General features: G+C 45.9%; 19 protein-coding genes and 1 pseudogene. 8 read left to right on the forward strand and 12 right to left on the reverse strand.

The features are described 5' to 3' along the window. The first annotated feature begins 144 nt into the window (after window positions 1-144). From AC6I3O_RS02000 to AC6I3O_RS02015, 4 genes are all read left to right on the forward strand, one after another. Window positions 145-957: a YodL domain-containing protein gene (locus AC6I3O_RS02000; RefSeq protein ID WP_497849487.1), complete on the forward strand. Its 813-nt coding sequence runs from the start codon at window positions 145-147 to the stop codon at window positions 955-957. A gap of 150 nt (window positions 958-1,107) precedes the next feature. Next, a complete protein-coding gene (locus AC6I3O_RS02005; protein WP_120410075.1) occupies window positions 1,108-2,007 on the forward strand; it encodes a hypothetical protein in 900 nt (299 codons plus the stop codon). An 89-nt stretch (window positions 2,008-2,096) separates the two neighbouring features. Next, window positions 2,097-2,591: a hypothetical protein gene (locus AC6I3O_RS02010; protein WP_497849488.1), complete on the forward strand. Its 495-nt coding sequence runs from the start codon at window positions 2,097-2,099 to the stop codon at window positions 2,589-2,591. A 14-nt stretch (window positions 2,592-2,605) separates the two neighbouring features. Then, window positions 2,606-2,908 carry a hypothetical protein gene (locus AC6I3O_RS02015; RefSeq protein ID WP_497849489.1) on the forward strand — a complete coding sequence of 101 codons (303 nt, stop codon included), beginning with the start codon at window positions 2,606-2,608 and terminating at the stop codon, window positions 2,906-2,908. A gap of 106 nt (window positions 2,909-3,014) precedes the next feature. Here the strand turns inward: AC6I3O_RS02015 and AC6I3O_RS02020 are convergent, their stop codons facing one another. From AC6I3O_RS02020 to AC6I3O_RS02035, 4 genes are all read right to left on the reverse strand, one after another. Further along, entirely contained in the window at window positions 3,015-3,329 is a 315-nt protein-coding gene (locus AC6I3O_RS02020) for a DUF6618 family protein (RefSeq protein ID WP_004604849.1), read from the reverse strand. 13 nt (window positions 3,330-3,342) lie between these two features. Next, window positions 3,343-4,149: an ExeA family protein gene (locus AC6I3O_RS02025; RefSeq protein WP_004604850.1), complete on the reverse strand. Its 807-nt coding sequence runs from the start codon at window positions 4,147-4,149 to the stop codon at window positions 3,343-3,345. Continuing rightward, window positions 4,149-5,417, reverse strand: a complete 1,269-nt coding sequence (locus tag AC6I3O_RS02030; protein WP_039909679.1) for a DDE-type integrase/transposase/recombinase — start codon at window positions 5,415-5,417, stop codon at window positions 4,149-4,151. The genes AC6I3O_RS02025 and AC6I3O_RS02030 overlap by 1 nt, the downstream gene beginning before the upstream one ends. Before the next feature lie 90 nt (window positions 5,418-5,507). Then, window positions 5,508-6,101 (reverse strand): DUF6431 domain-containing protein, encoded by a 594-nt coding sequence (locus AC6I3O_RS02035; RefSeq protein WP_368444840.1) that lies wholly within the window; start codon window positions 6,099-6,101, stop codon window positions 5,508-5,510. A gap of 244 nt (window positions 6,102-6,345) precedes the next feature. On the opposite strand from AC6I3O_RS02035, the gene AC6I3O_RS02040 reads away from it, so the two are divergent. Continuing rightward, on the forward strand, window positions 6,346-6,801 hold the full coding sequence (locus AC6I3O_RS02040) for a hypothetical protein (RefSeq protein WP_497849490.1): 456 nt from the start codon (window positions 6,346-6,348) through the stop codon (window positions 6,799-6,801). A 76-nt stretch (window positions 6,802-6,877) separates the two neighbouring features. Here AC6I3O_RS02040 and AC6I3O_RS02045 read toward each other — a convergent pair whose 3' ends face one another. From AC6I3O_RS02045 to AC6I3O_RS02055, 3 genes are all read right to left on the reverse strand, one after another. Beyond that, the gene (locus AC6I3O_RS02045) at window positions 6,878-7,060 is read right to left on the reverse strand and encodes a hypothetical protein (RefSeq protein WP_497849491.1); all 183 of its coding nucleotides are present in this window, start codon (window positions 7,058-7,060) and stop codon (window positions 6,878-6,880) included. 405 nt (window positions 7,061-7,465) lie between these two features. After that, the gene (locus tag AC6I3O_RS02050) at window positions 7,466-8,620 is read right to left on the reverse strand and encodes an IS91 family transposase (protein WP_497849492.1); all 1,155 of its coding nucleotides are present in this window, start codon (window positions 8,618-8,620) and stop codon (window positions 7,466-7,468) included. Beyond that, a complete protein-coding gene (locus AC6I3O_RS02055; RefSeq protein ID WP_497849493.1) occupies window positions 8,613-9,479 on the reverse strand; it encodes a tyrosine-type recombinase/integrase in 867 nt (288 codons plus the stop codon). The genes AC6I3O_RS02050 and AC6I3O_RS02055 overlap by 8 nt, the downstream gene beginning before the upstream one ends. A 314-nt stretch (window positions 9,480-9,793) precedes the next feature. Here AC6I3O_RS02055 and tnpC point away from each other — a divergent pair, with 314 nt between their 5' ends. Further along, complete coding sequence (tnpC, locus tag AC6I3O_RS02060; protein ID WP_497849494.1) at window positions 9,794-11,329, forward strand: IS66 family transposase; 1,536 nt, start codon at window positions 9,794-9,796, stop codon at window positions 11,327-11,329. 206 nt (window positions 11,330-11,535) lie between these two features. Here tnpC and AC6I3O_RS02065 read toward each other — a convergent pair whose 3' ends face one another. Then, window positions 11,536-12,915, reverse strand: coding sequence for an IS4 family transposase (locus AC6I3O_RS02065; protein ID WP_135977058.1), 1,380 nt, complete (start codon window positions 12,913-12,915; stop codon window positions 11,536-11,538). Between the two features lie 167 nt (window positions 12,916-13,082). On the opposite strand from AC6I3O_RS02065, the pseudogene AC6I3O_RS02070 reads away from it, so the two are divergent. Further along, a pseudogene (locus AC6I3O_RS02070) lies at window positions 13,083-14,264 on the forward strand (IS630 family transposase). A 51-nt stretch (window positions 14,265-14,315) separates the two neighbouring features. Continuing rightward, window positions 14,316-14,549: a helix-turn-helix domain-containing protein gene (locus tag AC6I3O_RS02075; RefSeq protein WP_159750014.1), complete on the forward strand. Its 234-nt coding sequence runs from the start codon at window positions 14,316-14,318 to the stop codon at window positions 14,547-14,549. Between the two features lie 605 nt (window positions 14,550-15,154). Here the strand turns inward: AC6I3O_RS02075 and AC6I3O_RS02080 are convergent. From AC6I3O_RS02080 to AC6I3O_RS02095, 4 genes are all read right to left on the reverse strand, one after another. After that, a complete protein-coding gene (locus AC6I3O_RS02080; protein ID WP_497849495.1) occupies window positions 15,155-16,264 on the reverse strand; it encodes a nucleoside hydrolase in 1,110 nt (369 codons plus the stop codon). Window positions 16,265-16,514: 250 nt separating this feature from the next. Further along, window positions 16,515-16,709 carry a hypothetical protein gene (locus AC6I3O_RS02085; RefSeq protein ID WP_497849496.1) on the reverse strand — a complete coding sequence of 65 codons (195 nt, stop codon included), beginning with the start codon at window positions 16,707-16,709 and terminating at the stop codon, window positions 16,515-16,517. Next, complete coding sequence (locus AC6I3O_RS02090) at window positions 16,706-17,254, reverse strand: transposase (protein ID WP_497849497.1); 549 nt, start codon at window positions 17,252-17,254, stop codon at window positions 16,706-16,708. Before AC6I3O_RS02090 ends, AC6I3O_RS02085 begins: the two co-directional genes overlap by 4 nt. Continuing rightward, window positions 17,255-17,479: a hypothetical protein gene (locus AC6I3O_RS02095; protein WP_497849498.1), complete on the reverse strand. Its 225-nt coding sequence runs from the start codon at window positions 17,477-17,479 to the stop codon at window positions 17,255-17,257. Between the last annotated feature and the right edge of the window lie 84 nt (window positions 17,480-17,563).

Consider the following 17,563-nt stretch of genomic DNA (forward strand, 5'->3'; position numbering starts at 1 on the left):
TACTCTGGACAATCCATGATATTTTCAGTACAACTATATCTTGTATCTTATAGATGGCCCCCAAGCATTAAAATCAGGACGGATTTTGGGTGGCTCTCAAGCTTTAAATTGGTGGCTCCCAAGCATTAGAATAATCACCGTGCGTTGCAGGAGAAGGGAATCCAGATACAGTATATGGATTATGAGCAAGTGTATCTGGCACGGATGCAGCCGGAGGACGAGCCAGGACAGATCCGCAAGCGTTTCAATGAGAAGCTGCCAAGGACATTCCACGGGCATTCGATCAGCGTCAGCGATGTGCTTGTTTTGAATAAGGACGGTGTTGTGACTTCTTACTATGTTGAAAAAGAGGGGGTTACTGTCATAGCCGGGTTTATCCGGATAAGTTCGTCCGGCACACTTGTGTCTCTTGATACAACAGATTTCCACATCAAGGGGAAGGAGGGGAAATGGCTTGCCTTTGACAGCATTATGATAGAAGGCAGGCAGTTCTTCCTGATGGAGCATGAAACCTATGGAAAAGAAGTGGCATGGGTTGTGTTGGATGAAGAAGGGAAGATAATTGTAGACCATACATATCAGGGTTTTGACCAGACGGCCTTACAGCAGATTAAGGATTACCTCAATCTGCCGCAGCTTACCGCAGAGCTGCAAAAACAGGAAATACCCGATGGGAATATCCAGACGCAATCCGGCAATGCTATGGATAAGCCGCCTCTTGAAAACTGGCAGAAATATATGGAGAATGGGGAGTATCTCCGCAGTTCCGAGATAGATGAAGAACAGAATTACAACATGATTGACGGCAGGCGGAATAATATGTCCCCAAAAGGGAAAAATGGCAGGGTATCAGTCCTGGCAAAGCTGCGCCGCAAACAGGCAGAGATTGCAAAGCGGAGTGGAAAACCTGCACAGCAGATGGCAATGGCAGAGGATAGGGAGCGCAGACGGAAGTAAGAAAGGGAGAAGTGTCTGGCGAATGCTGCCGGATGCTTCTCCCTTTTTATGTCTTGAACAATCGGGAGTTTCTCTGTATAATAAAACCATAAGGCAGGGCATAGCCGATTTGCCGGACTGATTGGCAAAATCTGGAACCGAGGTGATATGATGCAGGGTGAAATATTACAGGAAGAACCAAAAGAGAAAACAGCGGAGAAAAAGGATGCGTTTGCAAAATATACGGCGAAAGACAGTGTTTTTTCAACGCTCTTTCAGGATAAGAAATATCTGATACAGTTATACCGTGCGCTCCATCCGGAGGATATGGAGACGACGGAAGATGCGCTTATGGATATTACCATAAGGAACGTCCTCACGAATGGAATTTATAACGATCTGGCTTTCAGGGTTGGGGATAAAGTCATGTTTCTGGTCGAGCATCAGTCTTCATGGACGATGAATATTATTATACGTGTGCTGATGTATTTAGTGCAGATTTACCATGACTATTTTGAGGAACAGGATGCAGATTTATATGGGAGCAAGAAGGTTCATGTTCCAGAACCAGAATTATACATGATTTTTACCGGAGAGCGTGCCGGCAGACCGGAAACAATCTCACTTTCCAAAGAATTTTTCGGCGGGAAAGAATGTGCCATTGAAGTAAAGGTGAAAGTGCTTTACGGCGATAAAGGGAATGACATTATCAGCCAGTATGTTGCGTTTACAAAAGTATATAATGAACAGGTGAAACAGTATGGAAGGAGCCAGGAGGCTGTCACGGAAACCATCCGTATCTGTAAGGACAGGGATGTGCTTCGGGAATTTCTGGCAGGCAGGGAAAAGGAGGTTATATCTATTATGATGGCTTTGTTTGATGAAGAGAAGATCATGCGTACCCATATAGCAAGCGAAAAGAAAGCCGCTTCAAAAGAGACTGCACGGAAAGCTGCAGAAAAGATGTTAAGGGATAGGAAAATAACGGTAGACGAAATTACTGAATATTTTTCAGAGCTTTCAGCAGAGGATATTCAGGAAATTGAAAAAGAGCTGTTTCAAACGATATAATACCTGGTGACAAACAGACACACAAGAAAGAATATTGGAATCCCCGGCTGCAAATGAATACAGCCGGGGTTATTCACGTGGAGGATAAAGTGAAAGAATCAGAACTGATAGGAAAAGTATATTCTGCTGTCTATCACCAGTGCCAGCAAAGAGGATATGCCGCCCCTGCTGATGTGCTGGTTGATATAGGTGTCCTGCCTAAGCAGAAGTATGAGGACTGGAGATTCGGGAAAGTACGGTATCTGGAAGCGGTGTGTACGTGTAATTTAAAGAAGCTCTCCTTTATTATGAAACAGATTCGCTCCTATGCAAAGAAATCGAGTTTGAAACCATCTTTCTGCTATTATAAGCGGTGGGGCGTGAAGAAAAGGCATGGCCATAAGCCGGTAATCCCCCTGCGGTTCAGCAAAAGCGGAAATCCGGAGATTGAAAAAGCATATGCGACACACTATGTGGATTTAGGGCGGACAGAGCAGTTGAAGAAAGAAAAAATGGGGAAAGCGGCAGCTGCAAACCAGGCTGAAATACCAGACGAAACACAAGATATGCCGGTAAATATTTCTGACAGCAGAAGTGGGGCATAAAATGGGGAGGAAAGATGGGAAAAGAACCGGACAAAAAATATGAAACCATGAAGAAAATCATGGATGCTTTAGAGGATATTCTATGCTCTTATCAGGGCAGGGGACATCAATCAGTATATGTTGACCTGGATTCCCTTGCACTTTTTACAAGCCTGATCGCATACAGACAGATGCAGGTAGAAAATTACAGGTATGACTATGATGATAATATCCGAGAGGACGAAGTGTTGGGCGGCGAATTGAGGGAGACGCAAACAGCAAATTATTTTTCCAACTTTTCTCCCGTAGACTGCGCAGTGCCTTCTGCAAATGCATAATGCTGTCGAAAATGTTGCACACTGCCGGTATTGATTTTTCCTTTGAAACGCAAAAGGCCATAGATCCTGTCGTAAGATCCACGGCCACAAGATGCATATAGGTGGTTCATTGTTTGTCAGCCAGAGTCGGGAGATAAGCCAAGCCAGAGGCAACCGTAACTGCATCTACCTTCCGCATCAGACTGCTGAGCCGCCCCTCATTCCAAAAAATATCAGAAAAATCAGACAGTTCACATCCTACATCATGGTTCGGGATACAAAGGTAATTCCCATATTTATGCTGCCCGGCCAGGATGTGGAAGTAAGTCCCCCGCCCATTGATCTCTGCTTCATACCACCCAGGCCGCCACCGTAATAAGAGGATCTTTCCTGTCCAGATTTCCCTGCGGGGACCATCCCTGAGGATACAGTTATATTCCATAAGCAGCACCTCCCTACCCAAGATTCTGGCTGCTGACGGAGGCTAGTATCACTTCTGTGTCGATCATCTTCTTCTCCATCTGTGCGCCAAGGGTGAGAGCGTTAGTCATGAGGTTGTCCACCAGCCTGGGACTTCCCTGGGAGTGGCTGTGGACCGCGGAAAGGGCGGCCTGCTCTATGATGGAGGAAGAGCCTCCCGCACAGGTGATCTTATGGAGCACGTACTGCGCCACCTCCGAATCAGAGAGACCGGAGAAGTTGTAGTGCACAGTGATCCTCTGCCGCAGGGCTTCATGAACGGGCTTGCGCAGGGTATTGTTAAGATGGGGTTCCCCGCACAGGATGAGCGTGAAGCAGTTCAGGGAGTCATAGCCGTAGTTCATGAGCATTTTGATGTCCTCCAGGATGCCTGTGGATAGGTACTGGGCCTCATCAACGGCCAGGAGGAGGGGCTGCTTCTTATCCTTGTAAAGGTAGAGGATCTGCTCCTGTATGGCGCGGAACATCCCGGGCTTACCGCCCCTTGGCTCCACCCCCAGGACGGAGCAGAGCTGGCGGTAGAACTCCATGACGCTTACGGTGGAGAGGCAGATGTACTCCATGTGGTAGAGGTTGGGGTTGAGTCCTTTTGCAAAACAGCGCAGGGCGAAGGACTTGCCCATGCCGGGGCGTGCCGTGAACAGGCCGATGCCCCTGGTATCTTTTAAGTAGTCCAGCCGGGAGAGCATCTCAGAAATGTCCTTAGAAAGGAAACGGTCTTTCTCCCGGGCCATTTGTTTATCAAAAGGATTGAAAGATAATCCATAGTAAGAACGGAACATCAACAGCCACCCCCTAACTTTGAGTAGTCAATGCCTGGTGCGTTATTGCGCTTGGTCCTGCAGTTTTCGTTCTTATCCGTAGGCCGGATGGGGTAATGCTCCCCTTCGTAAAGGATGAAGGCGGAGGACATGTCATCCGGAAGGAACCGGATCTCCACTTTTGATGAGATGAACTGCATGGGGACGTCGTAGGCCACCCTGTCGATGGAGACGGTAGAATCCTTGTTCACCTTCCTTGTAATACGGTTCAGGAAGCATTCCTCCAGCCATTCCCTGGACTTAGGCCTGCGGATGGAAGAACGGGTCTGCTGGTAGCGCGCAAGGGGTGTAGTGCCGATGCCGGAATGGACGGAAGTGTTGTAGGAGCGCATGTAATCCTTAAGGAGCCCGTTGAACTGCGCCAGGGAGGTGATGGAATCCATATCCAGGGTATAGAGCCAGGTTTCCTTGAGTGTCCTGAACTGGCGTTCTATCTTGGCTTTGGAGGCACCGTCCCGTACTTTTGTATGTAAAAGGACGGTGCCGATGGAACCGCAGATCAGGGAGAGCTGCGCACCCACGTAGCTGCAACCGTTGTCGACATAGAGCTTAGACGGGATCCCGTGAGCGGCCACGGCATCCTTGAGCACCTTCTGGAAGTTGTAGGCCGTATCATTATAGAAGAGTCCGCCGCCCACCAGGAAACGGGAATGGTCATCAATGACCAGGATGCAGTAGACCCTCCTGCGCTGGCCGTTTTCCGTGATATAAGGAAGGTAACAGGTATCCGCCTGCCACATTTTCCCAAAGGCATCTTCCTCGAAGGCCTTCCTGTCCCTCAGGTTTGGGTTGGATGCCGATTTCAGGTCATGCTTCTTCACAAAACGCTGGACTGCGCAGACGCTGACGGAAGCAGGGATGAAGGCTTCTTCCACAAGATGTTTGTGGATCTGGGTGGAATTCAGTCTTGGGAAAGCCGCCTTGAGCCGGCAGATTTCTTCGATGGCGGTATCTGGCAGCACCCGGGTGGCACCCTTATCGGAGCGCTCCCGGGGCATAAGTGCGTCGATGCCGCCGTTCTGGTAAAGGGATACCCACTTGCTGATGGTTTTGGGGCTATAGCGGAACACAGAACCATCCGGCAGGGTGAGAGGGTTCTCGGTGATACGCTGGTAGTAGGCGTTCCTGGACGCATCTGGGTAAAGGTCATGGATGACCGGTGCAATGAGCGCGAGCCGGAACTGTGCCATGGCGGCTGCATCCGAAAGGTTCTTTTGATTGTTGTCCATAAAAATATCCTCCTTAGGTTGTTTTGCACCATTATGAGGGAGGTGGGGAAAGGAAGCCATACCTATGGCGTGTGGTTGAGGGAAAGCATTTCACGGGCCGAATACCTGCTGGCAGTAAGGCGCCGGATTCCTATGGGACTGGAGGAAGGATTTCGCAAAGCGGCGGACAAAGGCGGAAGCAAAATCAGAATAGGCGGGTTGGATGGACAGAGCCTTCAGGAAAGAAAGGGCGGATATCTCCACGGAAGAGAGGATGCCCAGCCATTCCACCTTCTGCACACGGAAAAGATCCAGCCATCGGCGCAGCTGGGAAAGAGAGATGGAGAAGCGCTCGCAGAGTCTCTCCACGGTAGACAGGTGCAGGAAATACTCCGCCAGGACACGCAGGAGAAAGAACAGGCCATAGCCGGAGTAGGGGATGATGAAGTCCGGAAGGATGGCATGGGTATGGCCGCAGGTACAGATAAGGCGCAGAATGCAGAGGCTGTGGCGGACAGGGGTGCCACCCACGAAGTCCACCAGAGAACGGCCATAGTAGGCATGGATCCGGCAGCTTCCCTTAGCCCCACAACAGGGACAGGTCTGCAGCTCAGGGCAGAATCCCTCCATGAAAGAATCAAACAGGACTTTAGATGAAGTTTTTATACGAATCAGCTTGCAAAACAGGGAGTTTTCTCTTATCATAGTATATGTCGGTAGTGCCGGAGTCACAAGAGTGGGACATGATCCCGTATATGGCAGGCACACTGGTGTATGAGAGAAAGAACGAACTGTAGGGGTGCTGTTCTTTCTCTTTTTTTCGTTCCATAAAAACTATATCGGAACAGCATGGAATGGTCAAGAGGAAAACGTGCTGCTTCCTACAGCACATTCTTATAGACGTTATTTGGGACTTGAGATTTTAATTTGACGTTTTTGTGCGGGAGATTTGAACTTTAGTTTGCGGGACGACAACGAAGAAGCCAGACGGATTTACAGGGAGCTTGCACCGCAGACAAGATGGCGTGTGGGACGGCATACCCAGATAGAACCGATACGGATGAATGCATTGAAGCAGCTTTCATCCTTGGGTATGCCGGCGTATCAGGGACAGATTTATTATGCAGATACAGGCTCTGTCCTGATATGTGGGGAAATCCTGCCCTATGAGATTTTCCAGTTGCTTACAGATATGCCGGAAGTGAAGAAATTATATGTTTTCCCCTACCCGTTCCGGGAGGGATGGGAAAAGCCGCTCTATTTTTCTTTTGAGCCGACAGAAGCGGCACGGGAGGAAATGCGGAAATATGTGGATAAAAAATTGGATGAAATGCTTCGTATAATGAGGGAAAAAAGTGAAAGCCTTGACGGAATCATCCCTAAAGTGAATGAAGATATTTTTTAATCATATTCGTTTCGTTGGGAAAAAGACAGCCGCAAAATTCTATGTAATCCTGCGGCTGTTTTTCTGTTCAGAATGGTTAAGAAATGTCGGCGCTTTTCTGTTTTTCCGGCTGTCGGGTGTTTGGCTGCCCTAAAATCTTATCGACATTGGAGCAGACGGTATTCAACTCTTTTTGGTAATCCCGGTAGTAATGGTAGGCTTTCTGTGCCTCTTTTTTCTGTTGGAGCAGCTTTTCCTTTTCTGCTTTCAATAGCTTCATGGAGGGGAGTTTCCCGTCTGCTGACTGCCCTTTCAGGAATTTCCGTGCGGCTTCGGAGAATCTCTGAAATTCCGTATAAACACTGTGAAATCCTGCGTTTTCGTGGTATAATTCTTTAGGAAAGTATCAGATTCAGGGCAGACGAAAAGAGCAGCTTTATACAAAAGATAAAACTGCCCTGAATGTGATTCTTTCCGATTGTACCAGACTGCGGACCTTTAGCCAATATGTGTATGGAGGAAGTATTTTTCACAGTTAGTGAAACTGCACAGATTTTGCAGGTACTTCCTGGCATAAGCATCTGTTTTTTGTGTAGATTTACAAATATATCCGGTAAAAAGGCATGCTTCGCAAGCCTTCTTGCGGAGGCTTTTAAAAAATTTATTCAGTAAGAAAAAGTTTGTATCAGGATGAACCATATGTCCTTCCGGCCTGTTGCATCCTGTGGCGCCCGCATTCCGGACAAATGCGTATATCAATCTTCCAGACCACAGCCAGCAGCTCTCCTATAGATAGTCCGGCATACCTTTCTTTAAACCGCTGTCCTCCCTGGATTTTGAAGATCCGTTTCAGGTTCTTGCTTTTATACCGGTTATTTAAAAAGCCGTAATAGCGGATCTTCTGAAAACCGGGAGGGAGCACATGCATCAGGTAACGCCGGATGAATTCCGTGTTTTCCAGGGTGATAGTCCTACGCGGATTGCCGGGCCTTTTTCCTCTGGCAGAAAAAGTGGTTTCCTGTTCATCCACATCCAGGATACGGCTGTTTGAAATGGCAATCTTATGGGTATATCGTCCAAGATATTCCAGGGCATTGCCAAATCTGTTAAAGGTTTCCTTAATGTATGGGCACCAGTCCTTTTCGTAAAGGGAATTGCGGAATGTGGCCCATTCATAGGAACTGCGCAGTTCTTCGCAGGAAGCGGAAAACTCCAGGCTGGCGCTTTGATAAAGGGCATCAAGCGCTGCAAGGAATTTTCCCTTGAATTTATTCCTGAGGACTTTTACGGGGAGGAAGAAGCTTTTCTTTGTTTTCCGTATTTTATGGTCCTGGGTGAGCCCGCCGCCAGAGATAATGCAATGCATATGTACATGGTAAAGCATCTCCTGATCCCAGGTATGGAGTACCTGGATGATGCCGGGGACTGCACCTAGGTATTTTTGATCTGCGGACAGTTCCAGGAGTGTTTCGGCGCAGCATTTGTGGAGCAGCCCATAAAGGAGCTGCTGGTTGCAATAAAAGAGGCTGTTTAATTCGTGGGGAGTGGTAAACACCACATGGAAATAGGGCGCGTCGATCACCTCAGCCCTGCGCTTATCCACCCAGATTTCCTTATTAACAGCCTGGCAGCTCGGACAGTTTCTGTTCCGGCAGGAATTATTGCGGACCTCTATATGGCCGCAATCCGGACACTGTGAAATATTTACGCCGAGTCTGCCGGATTTACAGTTTAAAATAGCATAGGATGCTTTACGCTGGACATCAGACTGGAAACTCCCGGAAGAAGTGTACTCCCGGTAAGAGAGCTGCCAGATCCTCTGGATTTGGGAATTACTCATGGGAAACACCTTCCATCCGGTCAAAGGGGCTTATGGCAGTATGTGTACCGTTAGAAGCCAGGTGGACATAAATCGTAGTGGAATTTAAAGATTTATGTCCGAGCAGGGCTTTTATGGTAAGCAGGTCTGTACCGTCCTCATACAGATGGGTGCCAAAGGCGTGGCGCAGGGAATGGCAGGTGATCCGTTCTTCCCAGCCGAGTGAGCGCTCTACAGCATGGATATGCCGGGAAAGGTAAAATGTATCAATGGGTTTATCCGGGCAGGTCTGCTTTGGGAAAAGCCAGCCTCTTGGCCTGCCAAAGGCAAACCAGTAGGAAGTGAGGATATCCAGAGCCCTTTTAGAAAGGATGTCATAACGGTCGGAACGATTCTTTCCGTGACGGATATGGATACGCATATTTTTGCGTTCAATGTCCTCATACCGTAAATGGCAGACTTCGCCGATGCGCAGACCGGAGGAATACATGAGGGAGACCATAGCCTTCTGCTTGAGGTCGGGCATGGCGTCGATCAGGATGGAAACTTCCTCTTTGGAAGGGTCAAAGGGGAGGTATTCATCAAACTTACGCATGGGAAGCTGGGTATCGTCCCATGGCTTATGAAGGACATAAAGGGTAAAAAAACGCAACTGTGAAATGGCACAGTTGACCGTGCGGTCAGAAAGATTTCTGGAACGCTTTAGCCAGCGGATATAAACACGGAGTTCATCCCAGGAAACATCCTCCGGAAGCTTGCGGAGTACGCTGGAGAGATAATCAAGGTAGGCACGGATATAAGTGCAGTAATTTTTAAGTGTGTGGGCGGTAAGGCCGCGAAGGGAGATCATTTCCCTGAAAGAATCTAAATAATTGTCCATAATGGAACCTCCACGGTGTGATTTTGATAGAGTGAACAGGAAAAATCACAAAAGAGGTGGCGGGCGGGCAAAAAAATGAAATATAGAGTTGTTGAGTTTGAAAATCCATGATAATATAAACATAGCAGTTTTTGGGGTTATGTTTGCAGTTGTGTGTGGTAACTCAACAATACAACATAAACCAAAAAACTGCTACTTTTATTTTGAGAAAACGAAAAAATTTTGAAAAAGTAGTGGAATCACGTACCTAGGGCTAGCCACCGCGCTAGCGGTTTGGTACAATAAAACCACCAAAACGCAGGGGGCAGAGAATTTTGTCAAACAGAGAACAGCAATACCAAAATCAGATCAAAGAACTGGAACAGCAGATCCGGCTCCTCAAGGAGCAGGTTCATTTTCTGACCCGCAAACTGTATGGAACAAAGTCTGAGAAGACATCTGCCCTGGAGATAGAAGGACAGATGTCTCTTTTCAATGAGACGGAGTGTTTTGCAGATCCCAAAGCACCAGAACCAAAAATGGTTGAAGTTGAAAAACACCTCCGCCAAAGAAAATATGTGGGTCAGCGCGAAGAACTGACCAGAGACCTTCCTCACAGCAAGGTGCTGCACACCATCGATGAAAGCGAACAAATCTGCGAAAAATGCGGAAGCTCCATGGTAAAAGTCGGGGAGGAATTCGTCCGCACGGAAGTACAGTTTATTCCTGCCAGTTTAAAGGTCATCGACCATTACCGGGAAACATATGAATGCAGATCCTGCCGGAAACAGGGAACGCCATACATGGAAAAAGCGCCGGTCCCATATCCGCCGGTCCTGCATTCCCTTGCATCCGCCTCCACGGTGGCATGGCTGCTCCACCAGAAGTTTGAATTAGGCATCCCATTATACCGCCAGGAAAAAGAATGGGAGGCTCTGGGCCTGAAGCTTTGCAGGGCGACCATGGCAAACTGGCTCCTGGCTGTCTACCGGGACTGGCTTTCCCATGTGGTCTGCCGCCTGAAGCAGGAACTGCTGAAACAGGAATACCTGCATATCGATGAGACCCATGTACAGGTGCTGAAAGAAGCGGGAAGAAAGAATACATCGGATTCCTACATGTGGGTTTACTGCGGCATCAAAGAGGCGGAAGCCCCCATCCGTTATTTCGAGTATCAGCCGGGACGGGGCGGAAAATATCCGGAGGCATTCCTAAAAGGCTATAACGGATACATCCATACGGATGCCTACTCCGGATACAACGGAATCCCGGGCGTAAAAAGATGTCTGTGTTATACCCATCTGCGCCGCACCTTTGTAGATGCACTGCCGAAGGATGTCCATACCCCTGAAGCATCGAAGCCGGCAGAAGCAGTCCTGCGTCTGAACCAACTGTTTGAGATGGAAGCAGACCTGGAGGGGATTTCGCATGAGGAAAAGAAAAGAGAACGTCTCATCCGCGAGAAGCCGCTTCTCGAGGCTTTTTGGTCATGGGCTGAGAAAAATGCTGTTGGAGAACCGCCAAAATCAAAACTTTCCAAAGCATTTCATTACACATTGAACCACCGGCAGGAGTTCTTCAATTATCTGGAAGATGGGCACTGTTCGATCAGCAATTCACTTGCCGAGAACTGTATCCGTCCATTTGTGATTGGAAGAAAGAACTGGCTGTTTGCAGGCAGTCCGAAAGGAGCCGAGGCAAGTGCCGGAATCTATACATTGGTAGAGACTGCCAAAGCAAATGGCCTTGCGCCAATGAAGTATCTGAAATATATCGTGTCAGACATGCCGGGGAGTAGATTTCTAGAGAATCCGGGATATCTGGATGACTATCTGCCATGGGATTCCATGGTACAGGAACGGTGCCGATGACCACTGCCCTTTTAGTATAGAGGGTTGGTGGCCTTTTTTCTATCCACTATCTTATTTGACGCTTACTAACTATGTACTAGTACATCATAAATTAAATAACTAGCCAAATATATATATGAGTGTTATAATCAAATTACTCAAACTTCCCACATTAAAAATGGGATTTGCTCCCTGAAAAATCAATACTTTAGCTCACAAAATAGCGCTCAGGCAGCCGCTGAACTGCACTCCAATGCTTTTTGCATGTACTTCGGCAGTCTCTGAACAAAGCTGGCAGTGAATTCCTCAAGCTGCTGTTCTGTGATGTGGAAATATTCCATAACGGCATCCATTAGTGCGTCCATGATAATCCTCATGGATTGATTGAAAGTGATGTCATCCAGTTCATCCATGAGACGGAAAAACAGTTCACATATCGTTTTGTCATCGGTATTGCATCGCTGTGTAACTGCAAGCATCATATATCGTGCAAAGACAATGGATACATGAGCAGTCAAAGCATCATAGGACAGGCTCCGGCACTCCTTTACCAGATGCAGATAGGATTTGCAGGTTTTGAAAAACACCTCTATATCCCAGCGTTTCCCATAGATACGGATGATTTCTTCCGCTGAGATAGCTGTGTCCGTGCTGATGATGGCAAGCCAGTCTTTTTTCTTGCTTTTGTTCCGGACACAGACGATTTTTGCCGGAATTGCCTCATCACCAACGGTTACGTCAACAGAAAGCAGGTACTTGGAGCGGCCCCTGCGTTTTTTACACTGTTTATAGATTTCTTTGATGTTGTATCTGCCATCCTGATAGCCATATTTGATTTTACTGCTTTTCTTAACCATTGCGATTGTGTCTAATTTGCAGTCTGTCTTTAATGCGCTAATGGTCTTCGGTGATGAAAACCAACTGTCGAACAGCACATATTTTGCAGAAACGCCAGATGATTGTGCTGCTTTGATCAGGTCAATCAAGACTTCTGTTGCCTTTCGTCTGGATTCTTTCCGCCTTTTCCCGGCAAGAGAACGTCCATCGAAGTTTGCGGCTTTGCAGAGCAGATTTTTATCGTCGGCTGCCGACAGAAGACGATGGTTGATCGGAACAAAGGAGTTGCCATCGGACCATCCAAGTGTCAGCATACGGTAACCTTTCTTGTACTTCATAGAGCAGTGGTCGAAGACTTTCGCCAGAAGTTCCGTTTTATTTGAACGGGAACGGTCAAACAGGCTGTCATCAATAATGAAGACATCTTTGCGGCTCTCATCCGTAAGCGGCTTCATGAAATCGTTAATGATCCGGCTTGAAAGCAGGGTTGTGAACCGAAACCAGTTAATCTTCGCATTATTGAGGAAGCGATAAACGGTGTTCTTGCAGAATGAACCATCAAATATGCCTGTTTTCCGCTGCATATACATGCTTCTATCCGAGAAAATGAGACAGAACAGGTATCGAAACACTTCGATTACCGGAATCCCTTTTGCTTTTCCGGCATTACATTTGAAAAGAAGTTTCCCAATTTGGAATTGGGTCATAAAATTTGTGACAGAGTTAGAAATCTCATTCCCGTTTTCAGCATTATATGGTATACTTGACATGGCATAAATCTCCTTGCTGTGTGATTGTTATTCGCAATTCAATTATACCATCAAGTGCAGGTTTGTGCCTTTTTTATAGACTAAAGTATTGATTTTTCAAGGTTCAGCACACCAATCGGTGTGGGAAGTTTGAGTCAAATTATTTAATATAGGAAGGAATGTTGATTATGGCACACGCAAATATATTAGATATTGAACAGGAAGATTATGAATATCTCCAATCTCTGTGTAGATGCAGAACAATACAGGCTCAGATTGTTGACCGAGCAAAAATATTGATATACAAAACACAAGGTGAGTCAAATGCCGCAATAGCACAGCGCATAGATGTTAACGTGAATACCGTTAAGTTATGCCTTAAAAAGTTTAAAGAAGGCGGTGTTGATCTTGCTTTATATGATAGACCACGTCCTGGTCATCCAATTGAAATTACAGATGATGCTGTGGCATAGATCGTGGATTTGGCCTGCCAACGTCCAGCTGATCTTGGCTATTCCCAGGAACTTTGGACTCTGAAAAACCTGCATCAGCATATTCAGAAAAATGCACAAGAGGTGGGCTTTCCCCGGCTTGCCACGATCACAAAACCTATGGTTCAAAAGATATTGCGCAAGTCGGAAATCAAACCTTTCAAAATCAAGTATTACTGTGAAAAACGTGACCCTGAATTTGAACAGAAAATGCATGATGTACTTTTGGTATATAAGCAAATATCCTTACAGTTTAATGAAGATGGTAGCATAATCGTCCCAGAAGATGGGATTGTTGTCCATACAGTTTCTTGTGATGAAAAACCCGGAATACAGGCGATTGCAACGACCGGGGATGACCTGCGTCCAACAGCGGATACAGGATGTGTTTACCGTGACGCGGAATATAAGCGTTTAGGGACTCTTTCCTTATTGGCAGGAATTGATCTGCTGACTGGGGAAGCAATTCCACTGGTCAGCGAGAGTCATAAAAGTTCAGATTTTATCAATCTGTTGAAGAAACTGGACAATAAATATCCAGAAGGGGATGTGATACGTATCATATGCGATAACCATTCTGCCCACAAGTCCAAGGAGACAAAAAACTATCTTGCAACGTGTCCGGAGGGACGATTTATCTTTGTATTTACGCCCACGCATGGATCATGGTTAAACATGATAGAAAGTTTCTTTAGCAAGATGACAAAGCAGATGTTAAAAGGAATTCGAGTCAAATCAAAGGAGGAACTCGCTGACCGCATATACCTGTATTTTGAAGAGGTCAACAGGGAGCCAGTTGTATACCATTGGACTTATAAAATGGATGAAATAAGTCAGGATGAAGCCGTTAAAGCTGGCATAAAATCAAATGCTAATTAGGCCAGTTATTAATTATTCAATGTACTAGAATTGTCGCAAAGAGGTGAAAAAATGGATTGCAAAAAGAATACGCTCGAAATCAAGTACCCCGAACGGATAAAGGCGTTGCGACAAGACAATGATTTGAAACAGAGGCAGATAGCAAGAATATTAGGTGTGGCACAGACGACGTATTCACAATACGAATTATATAAACGCCCAATGCCAATCGAATGTTTAATGAAACTTTGTGATTATTATAAAGTTTCGGCAGATTATATTTTAGGATTTACAAATGATAAGTAGAAAACTCTGTTGATACCAGATAAGGATAGAATTTTTGAATAAAAGCATATTGAATAACTTTTTTGCATATGCTATAATGCCATTAGGCAAAAGAGATGCAAAAGTTCCATGTGAACGAAGAATGAAATCCCCAGACTGTGTTGCACCACAGTCCGGGGATTCTTCTTTTCTTTTTATAGCGGCAAAGCACCCACCAGGCTATTTGTTGCTCTTGTCGTCACCGTCTAACCATTTGATGGTGTAGTGGCAAGCCACACCAGCCATCGCAGGCAAGGTGAAACTGTTCCAGGTGTTCCCTGGCCTCTCTTCTTGTAATCTTTATTCTTGCTTCATGGTAAAACCTCCTCTCTTTTATGGGTAGTGCGAAAAAATAGTTTGTTGCTAATTCTATTATCTCGTATTATCCCGTAAAATGGGAGGTTTTTTTGATTTTTTTTAAGCGTCAAAGCTGTCCGTTAATGCAAACCGTTAGAGTAATCGAAACTAGTGGATTTTTTTGTGTGTTTGAAACTTAAACCTAAAAAACAGTATGTTTTTCAGCGGCCTCCGCTTGAAGTGGGGGGTGATGATTAGTGAAATCATAATTATCTTCTTTTCATAAACTATCACTCATCTAAAAGAGCAATAAGCTTTTCTTTAAATATCTTACTGTTTGTTTCGGTAGCAACATAGAAGTTGTAATTATCAAAGGTTACCTGAGAGTCGTAGCCGTAACCTTCCTTGTACAGAATTACCTGCCCGTACGCTTCATTGTCGTCCGTCATAACGCTTGCGTGGCAGGGTTGGGTCTTTTTAAGATAATCGTCCCACAGTACGCAAGCCATAGCGACTCCGTCGGCATCATCGGCAATCGGTAAGCCTCTTGTTTCTGTATTAAATTTTATCAGTCCGCTGAAGGCTTTGGCGAAGAATTCCGACAGTCCGCCTTTTTTCTCCAGCTCGTCAAGCTCTTCCTTGGAAAAATTAGTTTCTTCAGGAAGCATATCGAAGCCGATTGCCGTAATCGCCACACCCGAATCAACCAGCACCTTGTACGCCTCGGCATCATGATAAACATTGAACTCTGCAACCGGCGTTGCGTTGCCAGATCCAAAGCCTGCGGTTCCCATTGACCAGTATTTCTTGACGCGCTTCATCGTTTCGGGATCTTTGTCAAAGGCGAGCGCAAGATTGGTGACGGGACCGAGAGCGACAATTTCCACCTCGTCGGGATTCGCCTTTACCGCTTCAACGATAAAATCAACAGCGCCCTTATCCTCAGCTTTTCGCGTGGGATGAATCAAGTCTTGATCCCCCATACCATCCTTGCCGTAAACGCTGAAGGTTTCACGTTCCTTGCCGGTATATGTAGTAGAAGCGCCTGCATAAACAGGGGCGTCGCTGCCCGCCATTTCCAGCGTCATCAACGCGTTTTTGACTGCCTGATCGAGACTGACGTTTCCTGCGGAAACTGTCACGCCAAGAATATCAATGTTTTTAGCCTTTGCCGCGATAATCAATGCGGAGGCGTCGTCGCCCGCGGTGTCGGTATCAATAATGATTTTTCGCTTTTGCTGCGGTTCGTCAAACGCTTGAGTGGTTTCTGCAATTGTTGTAGCCGGTTCCATTGTCTGCGAATTATCCTTGACGCCGCAGCCGTTCAAGGAAAGGGCGCTCACAAACAGCATAACGGCAGAAAGAATCACGCTAACCGAACGATTGAATATCAACTTCATTTTAACTTACATTCCTTTCATTATGATTTGTATATTATAACAGGAATATAAAAAATAATCCACCATAATTTCTAAGAACCAGTTCTGACGCTTAAAGTTATGTTTACTCTCTCAAGGCAATCTGGATTCTATTCTTTATACTTATTGAGTAATACATTCTTATCTCTAAGCCATAAAATCCCTATAGCCCGCCCTCGTCCTTTTTCATTTTCGCCTGTTTATTACAACCACCGCCTTTCCCCAATCATTTTTATATAAACCGTATTTGTATCTTTCTGTCTATCTCTTCCATGTATTCTTTCAGCGATGTCTCTTTCATGGACTCTAGCAGCCTCCTATGTTTCTGCTCCAAATTCTGCTTTACCTTTTTCCATATCCCTTCCCATGCCTCCATAAACTGTCCGATCATGTGTCCAATCTGAATTAGATAATAATGGTTTTTCACAGCCTGATAATTTCTGCTGTATAGATGCTCCAGCTGTAGCCATGTTTTTTCTGTGCATTGAAACCTTCATTCTCTATTTTCCACCTCATCCTTCCCCGTTCTATCAGAGCATCTACGTTTTTTCTGGTGACTGGCAAATCCGTAAGATACCAAAATTCTTTTCGGAGCAATTTCACATTTCCCTTTTTCCTTCCTTTTTTGCAAATATGTTCCTTAATTTCCCCGTATTCTGCCAGATTTATTTTATATCCTTTATAATCAATATCTGTTATATAATCATACCATTTCTTTCCGTTCTCCCATATCTGTTCCTGGTAATTCTTCTCTCTTTTTTTCAATTCCCGGTATTCTGCTCCGATGGTCGGGATGCTCCCTTCCTTATATCTCAGGATATAACGCCAGTTTTTCTCCTTGCATCTTTCAAAGAAGCCTTCACAAGCGTACAAACTGTCTGCGCACAAGCAGATTGGCAGCCTTGGAAATGCCTTTTTCAGCTTTTCCATCAGACGCCGGCTGGCTTTCCTTTCACAGTCCTGCTTCTCCATCTATTTCCCGTCTTCATTGTCCACAAATTCCGTCTGAATACTGACCAGGATTTTCGGATGCAGCACCAGTTTCGCCTCCAGCACATAATAATAATTCTCGCGGTATTCTATTTCGGTTCCCCTATTATGCGTCCGATGCAGACTCTCCCCGTCCAATTCCTTCCGGGTGCTGTGAAGCTGTGTCCCATCTATAATAACCTGCCAGTATTTTCCTCGGATTCGCATATCTCCAAATGCCCGGCTACGCAACAGTGTACGGCACAGGCCATGCATGACCTCCTGTAGTTTTTCTGAATCCACCCGTTCCAG

The organism is Sporofaciens sp. St.21A7 (assembly GCF_059728535.1).

Coding starts and splice junctions, on each gene's coding strand:
- AC6I3O_RS02020 (WP_004604849.1), bottom strand. CDS start 3,329: ATGGAATATAACTGTATCCTCAGGGATGGTCCCCGCAGGGAAATCTGG.
- AC6I3O_RS02045 (WP_497849491.1), bottom strand. CDS start 7,060: ATGAAGCTATTGAAAGCAGAAAAGGAAAAGCTGCTCCAACAGAAAAAA.
- AC6I3O_RS02015 (WP_497849489.1), top strand. CDS start 2,606: ATGGGAAAAGAACCGGACAAAAAATATGAAACCATGAAGAAAATCATG.
- AC6I3O_RS02030 (WP_039909679.1), bottom strand. CDS start 5,417: ATGGACAACAATCAAAAGAACCTTTCGGATGCAGCCGCCATGGCACAG.
- AC6I3O_RS02005 (WP_120410075.1), top strand. CDS start 1,108: ATGCAGGGTGAAATATTACAGGAAGAACCAAAAGAGAAAACAGCGGAG.
- AC6I3O_RS02075 (WP_159750014.1), top strand. CDS start 14,316: ATGGATTGCAAAAAGAATACGCTCGAAATCAAGTACCCCGAACGGATA.
- AC6I3O_RS02050 (WP_497849492.1), bottom strand. CDS start 8,620: ATGAGTAATTCCCAAATCCAGAGGATCTGGCAGCTCTCTTACCGGGAG.
- AC6I3O_RS02065 (WP_135977058.1), bottom strand. CDS start 12,915: ATGTCAAGTATACCATATAATGCTGAAAACGGGAATGAGATTTCTAAC.
- AC6I3O_RS02095 (WP_497849498.1), bottom strand. CDS start 17,479: ATGCGAATCCGAGGAAAATACTGGCAGGTTATTATAGATGGGACACAG.
- AC6I3O_RS02025 (WP_004604850.1), bottom strand. CDS start 4,149: ATGTTCCGTTCTTACTATGGATTATCTTTCAATCCTTTTGATAAACAA.
- AC6I3O_RS02035 (WP_368444840.1), bottom strand. CDS start 6,101: ATGATAAGAGAAAACTCCCTGTTTTGCAAGCTGATTCGTATAAAAACT.
- AC6I3O_RS02080 (WP_497849495.1), bottom strand. CDS start 16,264: ATGAAGTTGATATTCAATCGTTCGGTTAGCGTGATTCTTTCTGCCGTT.
- AC6I3O_RS02090 (WP_497849497.1), bottom strand. CDS start 17,254: ATGGAGAAGCAGGACTGTGAAAGGAAAGCCAGCCGGCGTCTGATGGAA.
- AC6I3O_RS02055 (WP_497849493.1), bottom strand. CDS start 9,479: ATGGACAATTATTTAGATTCTTTCAGGGAAATGATCTCCCTTCGCGGC.